We start from the raw sequence: 18,187 nt of genomic DNA on the forward strand, positions 1-18,187 counted from the left end.
CCCGATGGCAAAGCTGATTCTCACGAATGAGGTCACCGGGCTCGGTAGCGCCGGTGATGTTGTCGAGGTCAAGAACGGGTACGCCCGTAACTACCTCATCCCGCAGGGCTTCGCCGTGTCGTGGAGCCGTGGTGGCGAGAAGCAGGTCGCGTCGATCCGCGCCGCTCGCGAAACCCGCGCGATCCACGACCACGAAGAGGCCGTGTCGCTGAAGAACACGCTCGAGTCGAACACCGTCAAGCTGGCCGTCAAGGCCGGCAACGAGGGTCGCCTCTTCGGTTCGGTCAAGCCCGCCGATGTCGCCGACGCCGTCAAGGCCGCCGGTCTGGGCGAGCTCGACAAGCGCAAGATCCAGATCACCTCTTCGATCAAGTCGGTCGGCGAGCACGAGGCGACCGTTCGCCTGCGTGACGACGTCACCGCCGTGATCACCCTCCAGGTGGTCGCCGCGAAGTAATTCGCTGCACTCTCGAGAACGGCCCCGTTCCTGCTTCGGCAGGGCGGGGCCGTTCCGCGTTCGCGGGGCGGGGGGTCCCTGAGCTTGTCGAAGGGCGGTCCCTGAGCTTGTCGAAGGGTCCGGGGTGGCTTCGACAGGCTCAGCCACCTTGTGTGGGCCCAACCGTCGCGAGGCGCGAGGTCCCTGAGCTTGTCGAAGGGCGGTCCCTGAGCTTGTCGAAGGGTCCGGGGCCCCGCGGGTCGGACCTGCCCGGTTTGGGGCGGGTTTTTGCGTTTGGGGCGTGAATTGTCCGCCCCGAACTACGGAATGCGCCCCAAACCGGGTCGGGGGTGGCTTCGACGGGCTCAGCCACCGGGCGTGGGCTCAGCCACCGGGCGCGCGGCGCACGACACATGACCGACACACCGCCTGCCTAGGCTGGCGCCGTGCAAGAACGATCCGGGCGTGTGGTGGTGTTCTCGGCATCCGTCGTGCTGCCCATCACCGCCCCGCCGATCCGCGACGGCGCGATCGCGGTGGCCGCGGGGCGCATCCGTCACGTGGGCGACCGCGCCTGGGTGCTGCGCGAGCTGCACACCCGCGGACTCGCCTTCGACGAGGTGCACTGGCCGGGCGTGCTCACCCCCGGCCTCGTCAACGCGCACTCGCACCTGCAGTACACCGGCATGGCCGAGGTGGGGCAGGGGCGGTACGCGGGCTTCGAGGAGTGGGCGCACGCGTTCCAGCCGGTGTACGAGCGGGGTCTGGATTGGGGGGCGGATGCCGCGGCGGGAGCCCGCGCCATGATCGTTGCCGGAACGACCGCCGTCGCCGACATCGTCACCGACGTCGAGGCTGCGTCGGCGCTGCACGACGCGAGGCTGCACGGCATCACCTACTGGGAGGTGATGAGCTGGACGAACGAGGCGTGGGCCGAGCGCGGACGCGCGGAGGTCGAGGCGCGACTCGATGCGCTGCCCGCTCCTCCCGGGACCGGCCTGTCGCCGCACGCGCCGTACTCGCTCGACGTCGAGCCACTGCTCGAGATCCCCGACATCGTGCGCGAGCGGGGGAGTCGCCTTCACCTGCACCTGGGTGAAGCCGCCTTCGAGCGCGAGCACGGCGAGGCGGTGCCGTGGCAAGCGAAGCGTCCGGCGAGCTTCATGGCGCTGCGCGACGAGGGCATCGGCACGGGCGCGACGGAGTTCGTCGACGAGCTCGGCGTGCTGGGTCCCGACTGCCACATCGCCCACGGCGTCTACATGACCGCGCGGGATCGGGCGACGCTGCGCTCGCGCGGCACGACGGTGGCACTCTGCCCGCGGTCGAACGCCGTGATCGGGTTGGACGAACCGCCGATCGCCGCCTACCTCGTCGAGGGCAACGCGATCGCGGTGGGGACCGACTCCTTGGCATCCAGCCCCTCGCTCGACCTGCTCGCCGACGTCGCCGAACTGCACCGCCTCGCGCGGGCGCAGGGGTACGCCAACCGCGACCTGTCGGCGTTGCTGCTGCGGGCGGCGACCCTCGGGGGAGCGCACGCGATGGGCCTCGACACGGGCCCCGCTCGCACCGGGTACCTCGCCGTGGGCGCCGTGGCCGACCTCGCCTTCTTCGACATCGCGGGCCCTTCGAGCGCTCCGGGGGCGATGTCGGAGGTCGATGACACCATCGAGCACCTGGTCGTCGGCGGAGCCGGACGCGCCGCGGCGACCTTCATCGACGGCGAGATGCGTTGGGCATCCGCCGCTTTCACCGACCAGACCGGAGTGTGCGCATGACCGACGACCGCCCCGCCACCGCTCGCCTGCTCGATCTCGAGGCGCATCCCGAGGGCGGGTGGTTCCGCCGCATGTGGACGGGAACCTATGCCGTCGACACGCCCGCGGGGGCGCGGCCGGCGGCGACGTGCATCCACTACCTGCTGGCTCCCGACGAGCGCAGCGCGTGGCACGTCGTCACCAGCGATGAGGTGTGGCTGTGGCATGGTCCGGGCTCCCTCGAGCTGTCGCTGGGCGGAGACGGTGAGACGCCGGGTGAGGCGCAGACCGTGACCCTGGGGCCCGATCTCGCCGCAGGCAACGTGCTGCAGCACACGGTCCCCGCCGGTGTGTGGCAGGCCGCGCGGCCGGCCGGTGACGCCGAGGTCGTGGTCAGCTGCCTGGTGTCGCCCGGCTTCAGTTTCGACGACTGGCGTCTCGCCGAGTAAGCCCGCCCGGGCACGCCGCGACACCGGATGCCACCCCCAATGGTTGGCATCCGGTGCCCGTCGAACGTGACTCAGACGGTTGCGCGGCGGCGGCGCAGCACGAGCAGCGCGCCCCCGAGCATCAGGGCCACGAGACCCGCGAGGCCGAGGCCCGCGGCCGAGGAGCCGTCGGATCCGGTCATGGCGAGCGACGAGCCCGCCTGAGCCGTGCCCATGGCGGCGAGGGGAGCCGACGCCGAGGAGGCGACGGAGCCGATCACCGTGGGAGTGCCGGGCGTTCCGGAGGTGCCGGGGGTTCCGGGCTGGCCGGGGGTGCTGGGCTGGCCAGGGGTGCTGGGCTGGCCGGGGGTGCCGGGCTGGCCGGGCGTTCCGGGCTGACCGGGCGTTCCGGGCTCGCCGGGGGTACCCGGGGTTCCAGGCGTTCCGGGCTCACCAGGTGTTCCGGGCTCACCGGGCGTTCCCGGGATGCCGGGGGTTCCGGGCTCACCGGGCGTTCCGGGCGTTCCGGGCTCACCAGGTGTTCCGGGCTCACCGGGCGTTCCCGGGGTACCAGGCGTTCCGGGCTCACCCGGCGTTCCGGTGTTCGAGCCGTCCGTGTCGCTGTCGCCGATCACCGAGACGGCGTTTCCGCCGATGGTGACGGGCAGGTTGATCGGAATGAGCACCTGGTTGCCCCCGCCGATGCTGCCGGAACCGTCGGTGATCACGTCACCGATGCCGCCGGTGGAGCCGCCGGTGGTGGTGGCGTCTTCGGAGTGGCTGTCGCCGATGCCCGAGACGGCGTTTCCGCCGACGGTGATGGGCAGTGCGATCGGGGCGAGAACCTGGTTGCCTCCGCCGATCGAGTCGGTGCCGTCGGTGACGATGTCGCCTGCGCCGGTGCCGGTGGTCGATCCGCCGGTGGTGTCGGCGTTCTCCGTGGTGCTGTCGCCCACACCCGAAACGGCGTTTCCGCCGACGGTGATCGGCAGGCCGATGGGAGCGAGAACCTGGTTGCCGCCGGCGGCGCTGTCGCTGCCGTCAGTTACGACGTCACCCGAGCCGGAGCCCGAGCCGGTCGATCCGCCGGTGGTACCGGCGCCCTCGGTCGTGCTGTCGCCGACACCCGAGACGGCGTTTCCACCGACGACGACGGGCAGTTCGACGGGAGTGAGAACCTGGTTGCCGCCGCCGATCGAGTCGGTGCCGTCGGTGACGACGTCACCCGAGCCGGAGCCCGAGCCGGTCGATCCGCCGGTCACATCGGCATCCGAGGTGGTGCTGTCTCCGACACCCGAGACGGCGTTTCCGCCGATCGTGACGGGCAGCTCGATCGGGGCGAGAACCTGGTTGCCCCCGCCGATCGAGTCGGTGCCGTCGGTCGTCGTGTCACCGGTGCTCGCGCCGTCTGTCGCGCCGCCGCCGGTGGTGTTGGCGTCTTCGGAGTGGCTGTCGCCGACCACCGACACGGCGTTGCCGCCGATGGTGACGGGTGCCTCGACGGGCAGGCCGACCTGGTTGCCGCCGAGCACGCTGTCGGTGCCGTCCGTGGTGGTGTCCTCGGCGCTCGAGCCAGAGTCCGAGCCGCCCGACGTGGTGGCGTCTTCGCTGTGGCTGTCGCCCACGACCGAGACGGCGTTTCCGCCGACCGTCACGGGCACCTCGACCGGCACGATGGCCTGGTTGCCGCCGCCGACGCTGTCACTGCCGTCGGTGGTGGTGTCGGCCACGGGGGCCGGGGCAGGCGCCGCCGGAGCCGGAGCCGGGGCGGCCGGAGCCGGCGCGGGGGCCGGTTCTGCGGGGGCCGAGGTGTCGGCATCCGAGGTGTCGCTGTCTCCGACGACCGACACGGCGTTGCCGCCGACGGTCACGGGGACGTTCACCGACACCAGGCCCTGGTTGCCGCCGAGCAGGCTGTCACCGCCGTCGGTGGTCGCCTCGGGGGCGGGGGCTGACTTCGGTGCCGAGGTGTCGGCGTTCTCGCTGTGGCTGTCGCCGATCACCGAGACGGCGTTGCCGCCGACCGTGACCGGTGCGTCCACCGAGATCGCCGCCTGGTCGCCCGAGAGCAGTCCGTCTGCTCCCGAGGTGTCCGCGGCATTGGCGATGCCGCATCCGGCGACGGCCAAGCCGCCTCCGACGAGCGCGCCCATGAGGACGCGCGAGTAGATCTTGCGCATGAGAGTTTCTCCTGTAGATGAGTGAGGGTGCGCGTGTGCGCGGGGTCGTCAGCCGTGTCGGACACGGCGAGACCGGCCTCAGTCAGGAGAGACGTCGGTGTCGTAGACGGGGACGGAAGGCAGATCGTCGTCGACGTCGCCTCCGCGTGCGAGGAGCACGATCGAGGGCTGGTTCGCGGCGTCGCCGGCGGTCGCGGGGGTGGTGCCACTCGCTCCGGAGCCGGGGGAGGCCGTCGACGCCGAACCGGCGCTGGCGCCCGGCAGCATCAGCGAGTGGGGCTGTGCCGGGGCGTCTTCGTCGGACGAGGGAAGGGCGACGGATGCCGTGGCCAGATGGCCCGCGACCTCGTCGAACGCGACGGCGAGGTCGGCCGTCTGGGCCTCGAGCGACCGGATGCCGGAGGTCGGGGCGGGCGGTACTGGCTGGGCGACCGCGGGCAGGGTCGTCGGAGCCTCGGGCAGGGGCGTGGGAGCCTCGGGCAGGGCCACAGGGGCCTCGGCGGGCTCGGGAGCCGTGGCGGTGGGCTCGACGGCGGGAAGCGATGGCAGCGAGCCCACGGGGCTTGGCACGACGACTTCTCCACCGGGCTCCACGTCGACCACGGGAGTCGAGGGGAGTGCGGGGACGGTCGGGAGCACCGGGTCGATCGTGGGCAGCTCGCCGACGACCTCGGGCACGGTCTCATCGACCGCGCCACCCACGGTGTCGACGACCTCGTCGACCACGGGAGCGACGATTCCGCCGACGACGGGCAGCGGTTCGACGACCTCGACGATCGGGTCGACCACAGGCTCGACGACCGTTCCGACGACATCCGCGTCGGCGACGGTGTCGACGACCTCGTTCACGGTGGAGCCGGCGTCGTTGACGGTGTCGGTAACGGCGTCGTTCACATCGGCCACGGCATCCGGAACCGCCGACACCACCTGCTGCACGGGCTCTGCGACGGGGGCGGGAACGACGTCGACGATGGCGGCCGGAGCCTCTTCGACGACCTCGGCAACCGGGGCGGGAGCGGCCTTCTCGACCTTCTCAGTGACCTTCTCGGTGGTGTCGGAGGCCTTCTTCGCGGTGTCGTCGACGACTTTTCCGGCGGTGTCGGTGACGTCGTCGACGGTCGATCCGATGGATCCGAGCAGGCCCGAGCCGTCGTCGGCCGAGGCGGACGAGGCCGAGATGAAGAGCGAGACGAGCGCGAGCGCGAGGGCCGCGAGCACGCCGAAGAGGGCGATGCGCAGTGTGCGCGGCACCCCACTCTTCAACGTGTCATCCACGATTCGCCCCCCATAGGTGAATCCAAGGTGATTCCTGGGCGGCGACGATACGCCCGGTTTCACCCCAGCAAAAGGGGTCTGGTGAATTTCCGGTAGTCGAACGGGGATCAGCGGGTGACCAGCGACACGCCGGACGGGAAAAAAGATTTGACAGCGAGGCCCCGGGATGGATAGGCGTCCGGCGAGTTATCCCCCGGGTTGTACACATGTGGAGGCCCTAGCAGACAACCTTCAACCGCCACTTCACACGGGTTTTGTCCAGCAAACCTGTGGACAGATAAACACCCGTTCAGAAGGTATATCAGGTGCCAAATTCACATCCATCCACCGAGTTCTCCACAGCACTTGTGCACAGACATGGCGGCGTTTCCCGCAAACTGTCCACAGAGTTATCCACAGGCCTGTTTGCGTGTTGAGAGTCGCGTATCTACCGTGGGTGCAGCCCCCTCGGAAAGGGCCTCACCACCCGTGCACGCGTCGATGTCGGACGTTCGTGTTTACGTGCTGCCGAGGCCGTTCCACCTCTCTCCGCCGAAGCCGTTCGCGCGCGCGAGGAGTGCGACGGGCGGCCCGAGAGCAGAAGGAGAGTCCGTGTCGATCGCCGACATCGCCGAAGAACGTCTCGGTAAAGCACCTCGTCCCGAGCGCACCCCGCCGCACGACATCCTCGCCGAGCAGAGCGCGCTGGGCGGCATGCTGCTGTCGAAGGACGCGGTCGCCGATGTCATCGAGACGCTCCGCGGTGGCGACTTCTACGTGCCGAAGCACGAGCTGATCTTCGAGGCGATCCTCACGCTCTACTCGCACGGTGAGCCGACCGACGTCGTCGCCGTGACCGACGAGCTCATCAAGACCGGCGAGCTGCAGCGCGCCGGGGGAGCGGACTACCTCCACACGCTCACCTCGATCGTGCCGACCGCCGCCAACGCCGGCTACTACGCCTCGATCGTCGCCGAGCGCGCGCTGCTGCGCCGCCTGGTCGAAGCCGGCACGCGCATCGTGCAGATGGGCTACGCCGGCGAGGGCGACCCGACCGAGCTCGTCAACAGCGCTCAGGCCGAGATCTACAACGTGTCGGGCGACGACAGCGCCGAGGACTACATCCCTCTCACGACGGCGGTGGATGCCGCGGTCGAAGAGATCGAGGCCGCTCGCGGTCGCGACGGGTCGATGACGGGCATTCCCACCGGCTTCGCCGGGCTCGACCAGCTGACCAACGGTCTGCACCCGGGCCAGATGATCGTGCTCGCCGCCCGCCCCGCCATGGGTAAGTCGACGCTCGCGCTCGACTTCGCCCGCGCGGCCGCGATCCGCGCGAACGCGCCCTGCATCTTCTTCTCGCTCGAAATGGGTCGCAGCGAGATCGCCATGCGTCTGCTCAGCGCCGAGGGAGCCATCCCGCTGCAGAGCATGCGCAAGGGAACCCTCGACTCGCGCGACTGGACCACCGTCGCCGCGACCCGCGGTCGCATCAACGACGCGCCCCTCTACATCGACGACAGCCCCAACATGACGCTGGTCGAGATCCGCGCCAAGTGCCGTCGCCTGAAGCAGCGCGAGGGTCTGAAGATGGTCGTCATCGACTACCTGCAGCTGCTCACCAGCGGTAAGCGGGTCGAGTCGCGTCAGCAGGAGGTCAGTGAGTTCTCGCGTGCGCTGAAGCTGATGGCGAAGGAGCTGCAGGTTCCGGTCATCGCGCTGTCGCAGCTGAACCGTGGCGCCGAGCAGCGTGCTGACAAGAAGCCGGCGCTGAGCGACCTGCGTGAGTCGGGCTCGATCGAGCAGGATGCCGACATGGTGGTGCTGCTGCACCGCGAGGCCGCCTACGAGAAGGATTCTCCCCGTGCGGGTGAGGCCGACCTGATCGTCGCGAAGCACCGTAACGGTCCGACCGACACGATCACCGTGGCGTTCCAGGGCCACTACTCGCGGTTCGCCGACATGGCGCCGGGGATGTAGCGAGGAGGCTTACGGCTTCCAGAACCCGAGTGTGCAGAGCAGCCGGGTTGTAGGTTTCTTTTCAAGTTGTCCATTTCGCAGATGGAATGTCCACCACGTGTCCATATGGACATTTCGGTTAACGAAGTCCCGCGGCGACACCGTCTACGAGTCAGTTGTCGTTTTCGACTGCTGGCAGTAGCGCCGCAAGTTCCGGTGTCCCATAGGTAAGAAAGACCAGCGAGGCGTCGTCGCTCTCGTCCCAGGTGGCACGGTCGAACGTGACCGGCAGAGTCTCGGCTGAAAACGGGTTGAAGTACTCCTCGATGTCACGCACACCATCGAGTTCGTTAAATGAGAGCCTGGACAGGCGTTCGGCAGGGGGCTTGAGCCGGTAAACCTTTGGGCGCTGGTCGTCCACTTCGAACGCAGCGCGGCTGAGTCCATTCGTCGTGAGCAGACGCTCCAGGTCATGTGTTGTTGTGGCGCCGATGAGCTGCGGCGGCTCCTTGATACGGCTCTCACCAGTGGGTTCGCCCAGATCGTCGTTGCCCACCGGCTCGTTCTTGATGTCCTCAACCTGCTGGCGGATATCGCCGACCTCAGACTCGATGTCGGTGGGCGTTGTGTGCCCAGTCAGGGCGAGGCGCTCGATGGCCTTTTCAATGTTTGCGAGCACGGGTGCGGCGTCGCCAACGATGTCGGTAAAGTCTCCGTAATCCTCCGCGATGCCCTTGTACACCTGCTCCTCGACCGTGTCGGCGTAGAAGTAGTTGCTGATGCGGATGTCCTTGTAGGAGGCGCCAATGCGATCAACGCGGCCGATTCGCTGCTCGACGCGCATGAGGTTCCATGGCATGTCGTAGTTGATGAGCCGCCCGGACGTTTGCAGGTTCAGGCCTTCGCTCATGGAGTCGGTGCCGATGAGGACTTCCAGCTCGCCACTGCGGAACATGGTCTTGATCTCCGACTTTGTGACCTCGGCCCAGGTCCCGGAATCGGCGTCGTAGACCTCACCACCCCGGCCGGAGTAGCAGCCGAGCCGCCGGTATCCTGCCGTGATGAGTCGTTCGCGGACGTAGTCCATGGTGTCGGCGTACTGGGTGAAGACAACCACTGACGAGTAGGTGTTCAGGGCCTCGGTCACGTCTGAAACGAGCTTGGTGGCCTTGCTGTCTTCGCCGGTGATGCTGTCGAGGTCTTGGAGGAACGACTTGAGTTCGGCGATCTCGTCGCGGAGTCGGCCGGCCCTGGTGTCGAACGCCTCCGGCTCGAACAACGATCCTTCAACATCGACGTTGTCATCGTCAGTGAGTAGCTCAGCGAGGTTCTTGCCGTCTTCCAGGACGCTCAGCCGACGACGAAGCGATCGCTTGATTGCCTCGAACGATGAGGTCAGGCGACGGCGATAGACGGTCATGATGAAGCCGAGCGCCTGATTTCCTGCCTCTGCCATGTAGGCGTTGTAGTGGCGGCGGATGTACTCCTCGATGCGCTCGTACAGTCGGCGCTCGTTCGGCTCCAGCGGGATGAACTCATCTTTGACGTGGCGGTACGGGATGACCACGTCGTCGGGGATGATCCCTGCCGCTTGGTACTCGCGCATCGTTTTTCGGGTGTTGCGGAAGACCCGATCCCGCATTGGCGTGTGCCGGCGGAGCCACTTGTCCATCCACTCGGAAGTCTCGTTCGGGAACTTGGCCTTCAGGTCGGCACTCGGCGGGTTCCCGGCCAGAGCCGTGACCACGTACGCACCCGTCCAGCCAAGGGCGTCGTCGATTTGTCCTTCGAGGTCAGCGTCCCGCTCGGCCTGTGGGTCAGAGAAGTAGTCCTCCAGCATCGCGCACAGCAGGTCCCAGTGGCGATGCATGGGGTCGATGGCCAGAAGTTTGAAGTATCGGATGAAGTCGTCGGCGCTGACGCCCCAGCGACCCTTGAGTCCAAGTAGTGAGATCAGGTCCCAGGCTTCGTGCGGATTCATCTGCATCGGCGTTGCGGTGGCCAGGTACAGTGCGCGCCACGTCTCCTTGTCGCGCATCTCTTGGAGTAGTGCCAACAGCGAGTTCGGAGTATCGGTCGGCTTGGAGCCCCGTCGCCGGGCATGGTGTGCTTCGTCAACCAGGACGACATCCCACGGCCCGGCATCGAGAATCTGACGTCGGCGGTCTCGGCGGCGAGCGAGGTGCGACGACGCAAGCACGATGGGGAACGCCGACCATGGATTAGCATTCGGATCAACAGGGATCGGCTGGTCGTGGCGATCCACGAAGGTGCCCTTGTCGAAGCGGGCAACATCGAGGTTCATCTTCTCGTGGAGCTCCTCCTGCCACTGCTTCATCACTGATGCGGGCACGAGCAGTAGCGCCTTCTTCGCCCGACCTAATGTGAAGAGTTCACGCAGGACCATGCCTGCCTCGACGGTCTTGCCGAGCCCTACTTCGTCGGCGAAGAGGTAGCCGCGCGGGTAGGTGCTCACGACACGGTTGATGAGCTCTGCCTGGTGCGGGAGAGGTTGTGCCCATGCCGATCCGACACCGGTCCAGGACGATTCGGTTGGTGCGTCGCGCAATGCGACGAGCTCATGCCAGGCCGCCTCGACATCAAACTCATCGGTGTCGTCGTCCTCCGAGGGTGGTAGGACGACGCCGGGCGGTAGGGGCGGGGTGTCGGACGCGTGCTCGATGAGGTGCATCCGCACTGCCGTCGGCAGGTCGATGACGGCCCATCCTGCATCGGCGTTATCTGTCCAATGCTTCTCGAAGTCGAGCACCTTGTGGACACCCAGGTAGTCCCAGATGGGGATATTCCAGGATGGATAGGCGTCGAAGGTCTCGTGGTTCTTGGCCCAGGCCGTGACTGAGGAGTTGTTCGAGCCGTTGAAGGCGACTCGGTTGCCGTAGCCATCCGCGAAGATGCCGTACTTGGTGTGGAAGTAGCGACCCGACTGCTCGTGCGTCAGTAGCTCACCGTTCTCTCCTCGTGGGACACCGACACGAATCTCAAGTCGGTCCGTGGCAACCATCCACGCGAGCACGCTGAGATGCTCGCTCTGAACGATCCGTGCGCCCGCAAGTTCCGGGTCGGCGAGGAGCCTCTCCGCCACTACGTCGTCGAGGGGCTTGCCTTCAATTACAGCGTCCACGTCTCGTTGGGCGAGTTGCGCTCCGACGATCAGTCGCATCTTCCCGCCGTTCGCGAGGAAGTGGGCCGTGCCTTGGGCTGCGTACTGAAGCTCGGCTGCCGACCAGTAGCCCACGGCTCTGTCGTAGGTGACTGCCCGTGACAGCAGCGGTAGGTAGAACGTCTCGAACGGACGATCATCCGGCGAGTAGGTTGCTCCAAGATCAACCGTCTGGAACGAGTCAGGCGACGAGATCGGGTCGTAGGGAAAAAGATCGGAGAGCACCGGCGGGGCCGGTGCGGCCGGCGGTCCAGGCCTTAGAGCGTCGCTGTCGTCCGTGGTCATGTCACTCCACGTCGAACAGCGTGTTCTCGTTGGGGTCGGCCAGTGCGGCCATCTCCTCCGCCTCCGGTAATACGACATCTTCGAAGTACAGGGTGCAAAGTGTGTCGATGAGCCCGGCCTCCGGCACCACCCAAGCACCTTTGACCTTGGTCCGCGGAATCGCGTTCGCCAGACCCTGAAGGGTGGAAACAAACCCGGTGTCGCTGGTGTATCCGTGACGGTCGAGGAAGCGCTTGGCAGCCTGCTGCCCATCCACCTCGGCAATGTAGAGCGCAGTGTCAACGGCGTCGATAACGTACTCGAACGACGATGCTTCCGGCGTCACGCCAGGCAAATCAGAATCAGCGCCACGTCGCAGCCGCTCCTTGGGCGTCAACAACGTTACCTTGCCCGCCGATTTAGAGACGACCTTCGCCCGCTCCAAGTCATCTACATCCAGACCACCCACGGCCAACGCGAGGAGACGAGCTGTATCGAACGGGAACTCACGTGCGCCGAAAGTATCCCAGGCCAAGAGAACGAAGTCAGTGAAGCCATCGACCTTTGCCGCTTTCCCGACCAAGCGGGATCGGCGGAGGTCCACAATTTCCTCACGCGCCAAGGCTAGGGCGTCTTCAGGGCGGAGGAGCTGGTCGCGCCCCTCCGAGTCAGGAGTAGACGAATAAACTGGCCAGTTCTGCGAGATGACCGAAAGCGTCGGGCCATATGTTGAGAGCAGTAGGTCTACGCCGTCGATTCCATCATGCTGGAACCTAGTTGCTGCATAGCGCGCAGCGATACGAATATCTTGCTCAATATCATCCAGATAGGTGCGGCGTGCCGTCTCGCCATCCTCACGTTTGCGGCACACGAGCATGATCGTGGACGCCGCAGAATTCATGTTCGCTTGATGGAGCGAGGTTTCAGCCTCCGTGTTCACTGGCCACGAGGTTTCGATGGTGAACCCGGCCTGGAGCAGGCCCATACCCAGGGTGTCCCATGCCTCCGCTCGCTTGTGAGTAAACATCACCGACAGGACGCCATCGTCTTTAAGTACACGTCGAGACTCGGCGAAGATAGCGGTCATCTTCGCTTCGTAGTCGAGGTCGGCGAGTTCGTTCTTGCGTCGTCCCATTGCTGCGAAGCGAGCCGGGTTCGCCACCGCCTCGTTATCCTTGTCGGTGAGCTCATCCACAAAATAGTCCGGAATAAGACGCCCCAGTGTGCGCTTCTCCCAGACGTAGAAGAAGTCCGCGAGCTCTGCGTACATCACGTTGTTGTAGTAGGGCGGGTCCATGCAGACGTGTGTAACGGAGCGGTCCTCTAGCGTGAGGCTTGCTGCGCTGCCTTGAGTGACCGCGACCTGTCGCTCAAGACGGTCGTTCGTGCCGAGCTCTGCTGATCCCGTCTCATCGAGCAGACGGGCAATCCCGCCGTAGGCATCCGTTAGCTGGTCGAGGCACCACGAATAGAGGGCAGTTGCACCTTCGAACTCGGCGAACGTCCACTTGAAAGCAAAGTCATGCCTCTCGAAGACGCTTCGCATCACTTGCTTTGAGACGTGCCACGAGCCGAGTCTCGAATTGTAGTTGAGGGCCTTGCCTTGCATCAGCGCCAACTCGAACAGAACCTCTACGGCCGTTTCGCCGAGAACCTCGCGCACCTCAGGCACGAGCCTCGCGAACTCCTCGCCAAACGTTCCGTGTACGAGCGCTTGACGAGGGGTGAAGAAATCTACCCAACGATCGAGGCCGTAGTGTTTGGGACGCAAATCGTTTCCTTCAGGGAACTCCTCGGTAGGCAGGATTCCAGAAGCAAACCACTCGTCCTTCACTGCATCGAATCTACGATTTGCAGCTCGAAGGGCTTCGAGGTCTACCTCATTAGGCGCCCGAAAGGTTCGCTCGCCCGATGGTTTGCGGACAGCGACGGCGTATAGCAGTTGGCTCATATCACCGCCTTGCGCGGCCTCCTTGATGTACTCTCCATCGATTACCAGATTGTCGTAGGGAGAGACCGCCTTGCCTCGCGCCATTGTCCCCATACTGGCGTCGGTCTTGTCCACCTCACGTCCCAAGACGACCTCGAAATGTGGCTCTCTGAGTTCGATTCCTTCGATGGAGGTAACCATCCTGACAGCGGCCTCCTTGCCTGCTGTCTTGCGCAGCCACTTGTCTGTGAGCAACGGCACGAGGCGACCTGTCCGCGGGCAAGGAACAGCGTTGGCCCAGACGTAGGCGATCACGCTTTCCTCTTCGTTGAGCGGGAAGTACTCCTTGAGTCGCTTCTCCACTCGCTTGACGAGGATGTCGCCCCACTTCCTGATGTCAGGAAGCAGGTCGAGACCGCGAGTTGCAGGTATTTCGACGCCTGCCTTCAGCACGCTTGCTGCGACTCCGTTGAGGTCGTTAGCAACGACAGGGAGCCCGAGGCGACTCGCAGCCCAAGGAATCGAACCTCCGCCGGCAGTGGGGTCGGCAATGGTCGGAAGTTCACCCCAGGTGCGACGGAGAACAGCGTGCAGCAGATCGATGTCTGAGCGCGAGACTGGGTTTCGGAACGCTTGGCGGTAGCCGTACCCGTTACCTTGTAGCTTCACGCCCGCAGCATTGGCGGCATCGATCATGCGCCGCCCCTTGACAGGGTCCCCCAGGATTCCGACGAGGCGAAGCAGCCATCCCCGGTAGGCCGATTCGGTGCGCAGTTCCGACGCGTCCGGGAACGCTGCTGCCAGCTCTTCGGTCCAAGTCGGCATGACCCCGGCGAGTGCGACGGCGGCGGACGCCACAAGTGGTCGGCGAGCCCACCAGATGTGGAGAAACGAAAGCGGCGGTAGGGCTGAGGCGGCTCCACGCTCTCGCCGTGACTCGATGCCGAGCTCTGCGACGGGTAGCCAGTCCTCGATGAGAACTCGTGGTCTTGAAGTGGTCACGTCGTGTCCTTAGTCGGCGAGGAGGGTTCGGAGTGCTTTGCGGGCGCGATTACCGTCGAGTCCCATGCACTTGGAGTACCAGTAGTAGGTCTCTTCGATACTCATGGCGTTGATTCCGGCGACGAGCGCCCGGACTCGCTCATGCTTGGCAATGGGTTGGCTCGCAAGCAGGACGAGCGCCAGACGGACTCCCTCAGCCTCGCCAAGGCGGATGGGTGCTTTGCGCTTAAACGCAAGGACGCTCGGTTGATGCCCGGCCTTGCGGATCGCAACGAAGAGCGCATCGACCACGCGTCCCGCCTGAACGGGTGTGGCAGTGGTCACCGGCGCGGTGATCGTGCCACCGTTCTCGCCGTAGGTTTCTTCAAGCGTCACTCCGAAGGTCTCGCCTCGGCCTGGCGTGACAACAAGGCGGAACCCTCGCGCTCCTTCGACTAGCGCGAGGTGGGACGCGGGGCGGATGCGCTTGACGGCACTCACTTGGTTACCTCTGCTGTCATCGTGGTGCTCTTCATACCAAGGTTCTTGATGACCGTGTGAATCTGGCCGAACTGGGCATCCGTAATATCCAGAGCCGGGGTGAAGCGGAAAACGAGGGTTACCTCGCCCGCTACCTTGACCGCACCGGTGATGGCCTTCTTCACAAGGTTGTACGCAGACTGGAAGTCTTGCCGATCGGCGGTGCCCTGGAACTGGACTCCGCCGTTGACTCCCTTGAACTCGGCGCGGATCGTTGCACGAACGGTGATGTGCTGCTTTTGCAGCATGCCGAGTGATGCTACGGCGAGGTCGATGTCGCTGGTGCCAGACGCCTCGTCCGCTGTGACCTTCAAGGTCATTGTGCTGACCGTCGGCACGGTGAAGTCGGAAATCTGATCCAGCAGGCTCTGCATTGCCGCACCGCCTGGGCCCGACGCGTTGAAGGTCTTCGAGTTCGGGGTGCGGGTTGGCACCTCGATCTCCTGCGCATCCGCCGCTTCCCGGCTGAGGATGCGCAGGCCATCGAGACCTTTGTCCTTGATCGCGGATGGCGACAATGCCCGGATGCCGGAGGCAGGCTCTGCGTCGAGAACAACGAACCACTTGTAGTCGCTGGCTTGTACTGCTGTGGCGAGCAGTTCGATGACATCGGTCTTGGTCGGCTCGCCGCCACATTGGGCTTCGAGGCGGGAGCGAATCTCGGCACCCGTGAGGTCATCGTTGGTGACGACGGCGCGCAAGTCGGTCTGGGTTGGCTTGCGCACGAGCAAGCCTCGTGACTGGGCTTCGGAAGCGGTCATCACTTCGGCGTCGGGTTTCATCTCCGGGGCGAGCCCAGCCATGGTGCTCGACGTGTATGTCTTTCCCGTGCCGGCGTCGTAGTAGACCCAGTTCTCGTTCTTCACGCCGTTGACGATCGCTTCGCGGATCAGGTTCGGGTTTCGAACGATCTGGATCGTGTGATCGGTCCAGAAGTAGTCGGCGATGGAGCGGGTCGTCGCCGAACTCGCGGCGTGCCAGGTCTTCGAGCGGAGGTAGGAGGCTGTGAAGGGACTGCTTCGAATCTTGTCCTCGTCTTCGAGCAGACTCAACACCGCCGAGGTCGCGTTCTTCGTGTCGCCCTGTGCCTGAGCGGGAAGCTCACGGTGGCGCAGGTACCCCGTGGCTTTGTCGCCGGAGGGGAAGTAGATGTGCTTGTAGCAACGCGTCACGGCGATGCGAGCGTTGAGGGTGGCCTCCTTGTTGTATACCTCCACCTTCTTGCGCACCTCGTCGCTGAACTGGGTCAGGCGCGCGGTGTCGCTGGCAAGGTTGTTCGAGGCGATCAGGGCGCGTGCACGGTCTTTCAAGACCTCGACCTGCTCCTCGTCTGGGACCGCGAACACCACAGCGTTGCGGTAGGTTCTCGGGCTGCCGACGGAGCCCACTTTGTCAAGCATCTCGACGATCGCTGCGGGCGGCTGTTCTGCGCCCTTCTGCGTGACGGCCACGACGTTGTAGTCAAGCACGACCACTCTCAGTCCCGCCTCGTCGTGGACCTCGGCAGGGCCGGACGGGAAGTGGACGGCTTTCGCGCCGCCGTCGTTGGCGAAGGCGTTGCGGATGAGGGTGTCCACCATTGCTGCTACTGCCGTGTTGGCGACGTTGCGCTTCTCGGTCTCGATGATGGCGTTGACGTTGGGCTCGATGTTGAAACGCCATCGACCACCGTCGAACGACAGGTGCCAGAAGACTTTCTCGGATTCGGTGAGCGCTTTCTCGAAGATGGCGGTGTCTTCGCCGGGGCGAAGGGTGCCGACGATCCAGTCGTTGCGTCCAGCTCCTGCTGTCGCGACCATTTCCAGGGAGTGCGTGAACACGGTGCGCGCTACGCGGATGGCGTATGCAGGTTTGCCTGGGAAGACATCGGCATCCACCGCCGCTGCGTGCGACTGCTTGCCTGCGAAGTCGCCCTCTGCCACGGACGCGTATTCGGCCCGTCCGAGTCCATCGGTGAGGTGGTTGAGGACGGGGTCGTTGTCGAAGTCGATGTCACCAACGTTGATGATCGCCGTGTCATCGTTCGTGTCGTAGATGTGCGCGACGACCTCTGCGAGCAGCTTTAGCGCACCGCGCGCCCGCTGGAACTGGGTGATGTTGCCCAGCCGCTTGTCGAGTACACGGACCAGCTCGGGATGGAACGGATAGGTCGTCGTGACGAGTTCGCCGTAGGTCGCGGGGTGTTCCGCGCCGCCCGCCAGCTGCTCAGTTTTGCCCAGAGACTCGTAGAGGCCGCGGTATGCAGCTCCTGCTGCCTTCGCCGCGCTTTCGTCGACCGACTCGAAGATGCGCTTCTTGAGAATTTCGCCGATCTCGTTGTCGTCTGCCGGACGGATCACGGCGGATGGCTGGACGGCGCGAGTGAGCACGTCGCCGGTCTCTTCCGCAGCCTTGACCGAGGCGGCGTTCGCCGTGTCGGCGCGTTGCTTCTCATCGCCGGTCAGGTCGCTGATCTCTGTTGTTTCGGCACCGAAGGCGTTGGTCGTCGAGGCCAAGGTGATGATGACGGACACTTTGTTGGTCGGGTCGGAGGCGACCTCAAACAGATTCCCCAGGAACACCGGGATCGCTCGTGCCATGCGACGCACGTCTTCGCTGCCGGAGGACGACACTGCACGCAGGTACTTGGCGATCTCGTCCACGATGACGATGGTTGGGTTGCCTCCGAAAGCAGCTTTGATCGTGCCGGTGCCCGGAGCGGTGCGCTGGGCATCGTTCGCGGCCATCGCATCGTACGCAGCGTCACCGATCTGCGCGGCCATCTCGCCCCACAGTGTGTAGGTGCGGTGCCCTTCCGTCTCGACGCCGGCCGTGGGGTCAAGCGCGTCACCGACGAGCGCGGCCACCTGAATCGGCCCATCAGGCAAGAGCGCGGGGTCGATGAAGTCCGCGATATTCGTCGGGCGTGCCCCACCGGCGAGGTGGTAGACGGCGGTGAGGCCGTGAGTCTTACCGCCACCGAACGAGGTCGTCGGACGGAGAACCCCGTTCTCCCCGGCGACGCCCTTCGCTCCCGTGACGCGACCAAAGGTCTTCGTGAGGAGAGTTTTCAAACCAGAGGTCGGATAGGTCTGCGCGAAGAACGCTTCCGCGTCGCCGTAGACCGGGTAGTGCTCGGCGTCTCGCACGACCTTGTCGAGCTGGGCCGCGAAGTGGTTGTCGGCCAGGCCGCCCTGCAACACGTCATCACGCGGCACGCACGCCGTGCGCAGTGGGACCAGGCTCGAGTCACTCATTCGTCTTCCTTTCCAGACCAGCAGCGTCGCGGTCAGAG

Annotated in this window: 10 protein-coding genes and 1 pseudogene; 4 read left to right on the forward strand and 7 right to left on the reverse strand. The window is 65.4% G+C overall.

Annotated elements, in window-relative coordinates; genetic code table 11:
• Positions 1–4: 4 nt before the first annotated feature.
• From rplI to FS769_RS06735, 3 genes are all read left to right on the forward strand, one after another.
• Positions 5–457 (forward strand): 50S ribosomal protein L9, encoded by a 453-nt coding sequence (gene rplI / locus FS769_RS06725; protein WP_056224965.1) that lies wholly within the window; start codon positions 5–7, stop codon positions 455–457.
• A gap of 425 nt (positions 458–882) precedes the next feature.
• Positions 883–2,217: an amidohydrolase family protein gene (locus FS769_RS06730; RefSeq protein ID WP_260979709.1), complete on the forward strand. Its 1,335-nt coding sequence runs from the start codon at positions 883–885 to the stop codon at positions 2,215–2,217.
• The gene (locus FS769_RS06735; protein WP_144831093.1) at positions 2,214–2,645 is read left to right on the forward strand and encodes a cupin domain-containing protein; all 432 of its coding nucleotides are present in this window, start codon (positions 2,214–2,216) and stop codon (positions 2,643–2,645) included. The genes FS769_RS06730 and FS769_RS06735 overlap by 4 nt, the downstream gene beginning before the upstream one ends.
• Positions 2,646–2,716: 71 nt before the next feature.
• Here the strand turns inward: FS769_RS06735 and FS769_RS06740 are convergent, their stop codons facing one another.
• The gene (locus FS769_RS06740) at positions 2,717–4,804 is read right to left on the reverse strand and encodes a collagen-like protein (protein WP_144831096.1); all 2,088 of its coding nucleotides are present in this window, start codon (positions 4,802–4,804) and stop codon (positions 2,717–2,719) included.
• 78 nt (positions 4,805–4,882) lie between these two features.
• Positions 4,883–6,055, reverse strand: coding sequence for a hypothetical protein (locus FS769_RS06745; protein WP_144831099.1), 1,173 nt, complete (start codon positions 6,053–6,055; stop codon positions 4,883–4,885).
• A gap of 615 nt (positions 6,056–6,670) precedes the next feature.
• Here FS769_RS06745 and dnaB point away from each other — a divergent pair.
• Positions 6,671–8,038, forward strand: a complete 1,368-nt coding sequence (gene dnaB, locus FS769_RS06750; protein WP_144831102.1) for a replicative DNA helicase — start codon at positions 6,671–6,673, stop codon at positions 8,036–8,038.
• 151 nt (positions 8,039–8,189) lie between these two features.
• Here dnaB and FS769_RS06755 read toward each other — a convergent pair whose 3' ends face one another.
• The 5 genes and pseudogenes from FS769_RS06755 to FS769_RS06770 form a co-directional block, all read right to left on the reverse strand.
• Positions 8,190–11,483 (reverse strand): DEAD/DEAH box helicase, encoded by a 3,294-nt coding sequence (locus FS769_RS06755; RefSeq protein ID WP_144831105.1) that lies wholly within the window; start codon positions 11,481–11,483, stop codon positions 8,190–8,192.
• A 1-nt stretch (position 11,484) separates the two neighbouring features.
• Positions 11,485–14,088 carry a DUF1156 domain-containing protein gene (locus tag FS769_RS06760; protein ID WP_260979710.1) on the reverse strand — a complete coding sequence of 868 codons (2,604 nt, stop codon included), beginning with the start codon at positions 14,086–14,088 and terminating at the stop codon, positions 11,485–11,487.
• A gap of 117 nt (positions 14,089–14,205) precedes the next feature.
• Positions 14,206–14,394: pseudogene (locus FS769_RS17220) on the reverse strand (DUF1156 domain-containing protein); the annotation flags it as partial.
• Between the two features lie 9 nt (positions 14,395–14,403).
• Positions 14,404–14,769 carry a hypothetical protein gene (locus FS769_RS06765; RefSeq protein WP_144831110.1) on the reverse strand — a complete coding sequence of 122 codons (366 nt, stop codon included), beginning with the start codon at positions 14,767–14,769 and terminating at the stop codon, positions 14,404–14,406.
• Positions 14,770–14,870: 101 nt separating this feature from the next.
• Positions 14,871–18,149, reverse strand: a complete 3,279-nt coding sequence (locus FS769_RS06770; RefSeq protein ID WP_144831113.1) for an ATP-binding protein — start codon at positions 18,147–18,149, stop codon at positions 14,871–14,873.
• Positions 18,150–18,187 lie beyond the last annotated feature (38 nt).

The organism is Microbacterium sp. BH-3-3-3, assembly GCF_007679045.1.
GTDB lineage: Bacteria > Actinomycetota > Actinomycetes > Actinomycetales > Microbacteriaceae > Microbacterium > Microbacterium algihabitans.

Bases quoted from the DNA above. Each gene is read 5' to 3' on its own strand.
- rplI (WP_056224965.1), top strand. From the start codon at position 5: ATGGCAAAGCTGATTCTCACGAATGAGGTCACCGGGCTCGGTAGCGCC.
- FS769_RS06760 (WP_260979710.1), bottom strand. From the start codon at position 14,088: ATGATCGATGCCGCCAATGCTGCGGGCGTGAAGCTACAAGGTAACGGG.
- FS769_RS06740 (WP_144831096.1), bottom strand. From the start codon at position 4,804: ATGCGCAAGATCTACTCGCGCGTCCTCATGGGCGCGCTCGTCGGAGGC.
- FS769_RS06735 (WP_144831093.1), top strand. From the start codon at position 2,214: ATGACCGACGACCGCCCCGCCACCGCTCGCCTGCTCGATCTCGAGGCG.
- FS769_RS06770 (WP_144831113.1), bottom strand. From the start codon at position 18,149: ATGAGTGACTCGAGCCTGGTCCCACTGCGCACGGCGTGCGTGCCGCGT.
- FS769_RS06755 (WP_144831105.1), bottom strand. From the start codon at position 11,483: ATGACCACGGACGACAGCGACGCTCTAAGGCCTGGACCGCCGGCCGCA.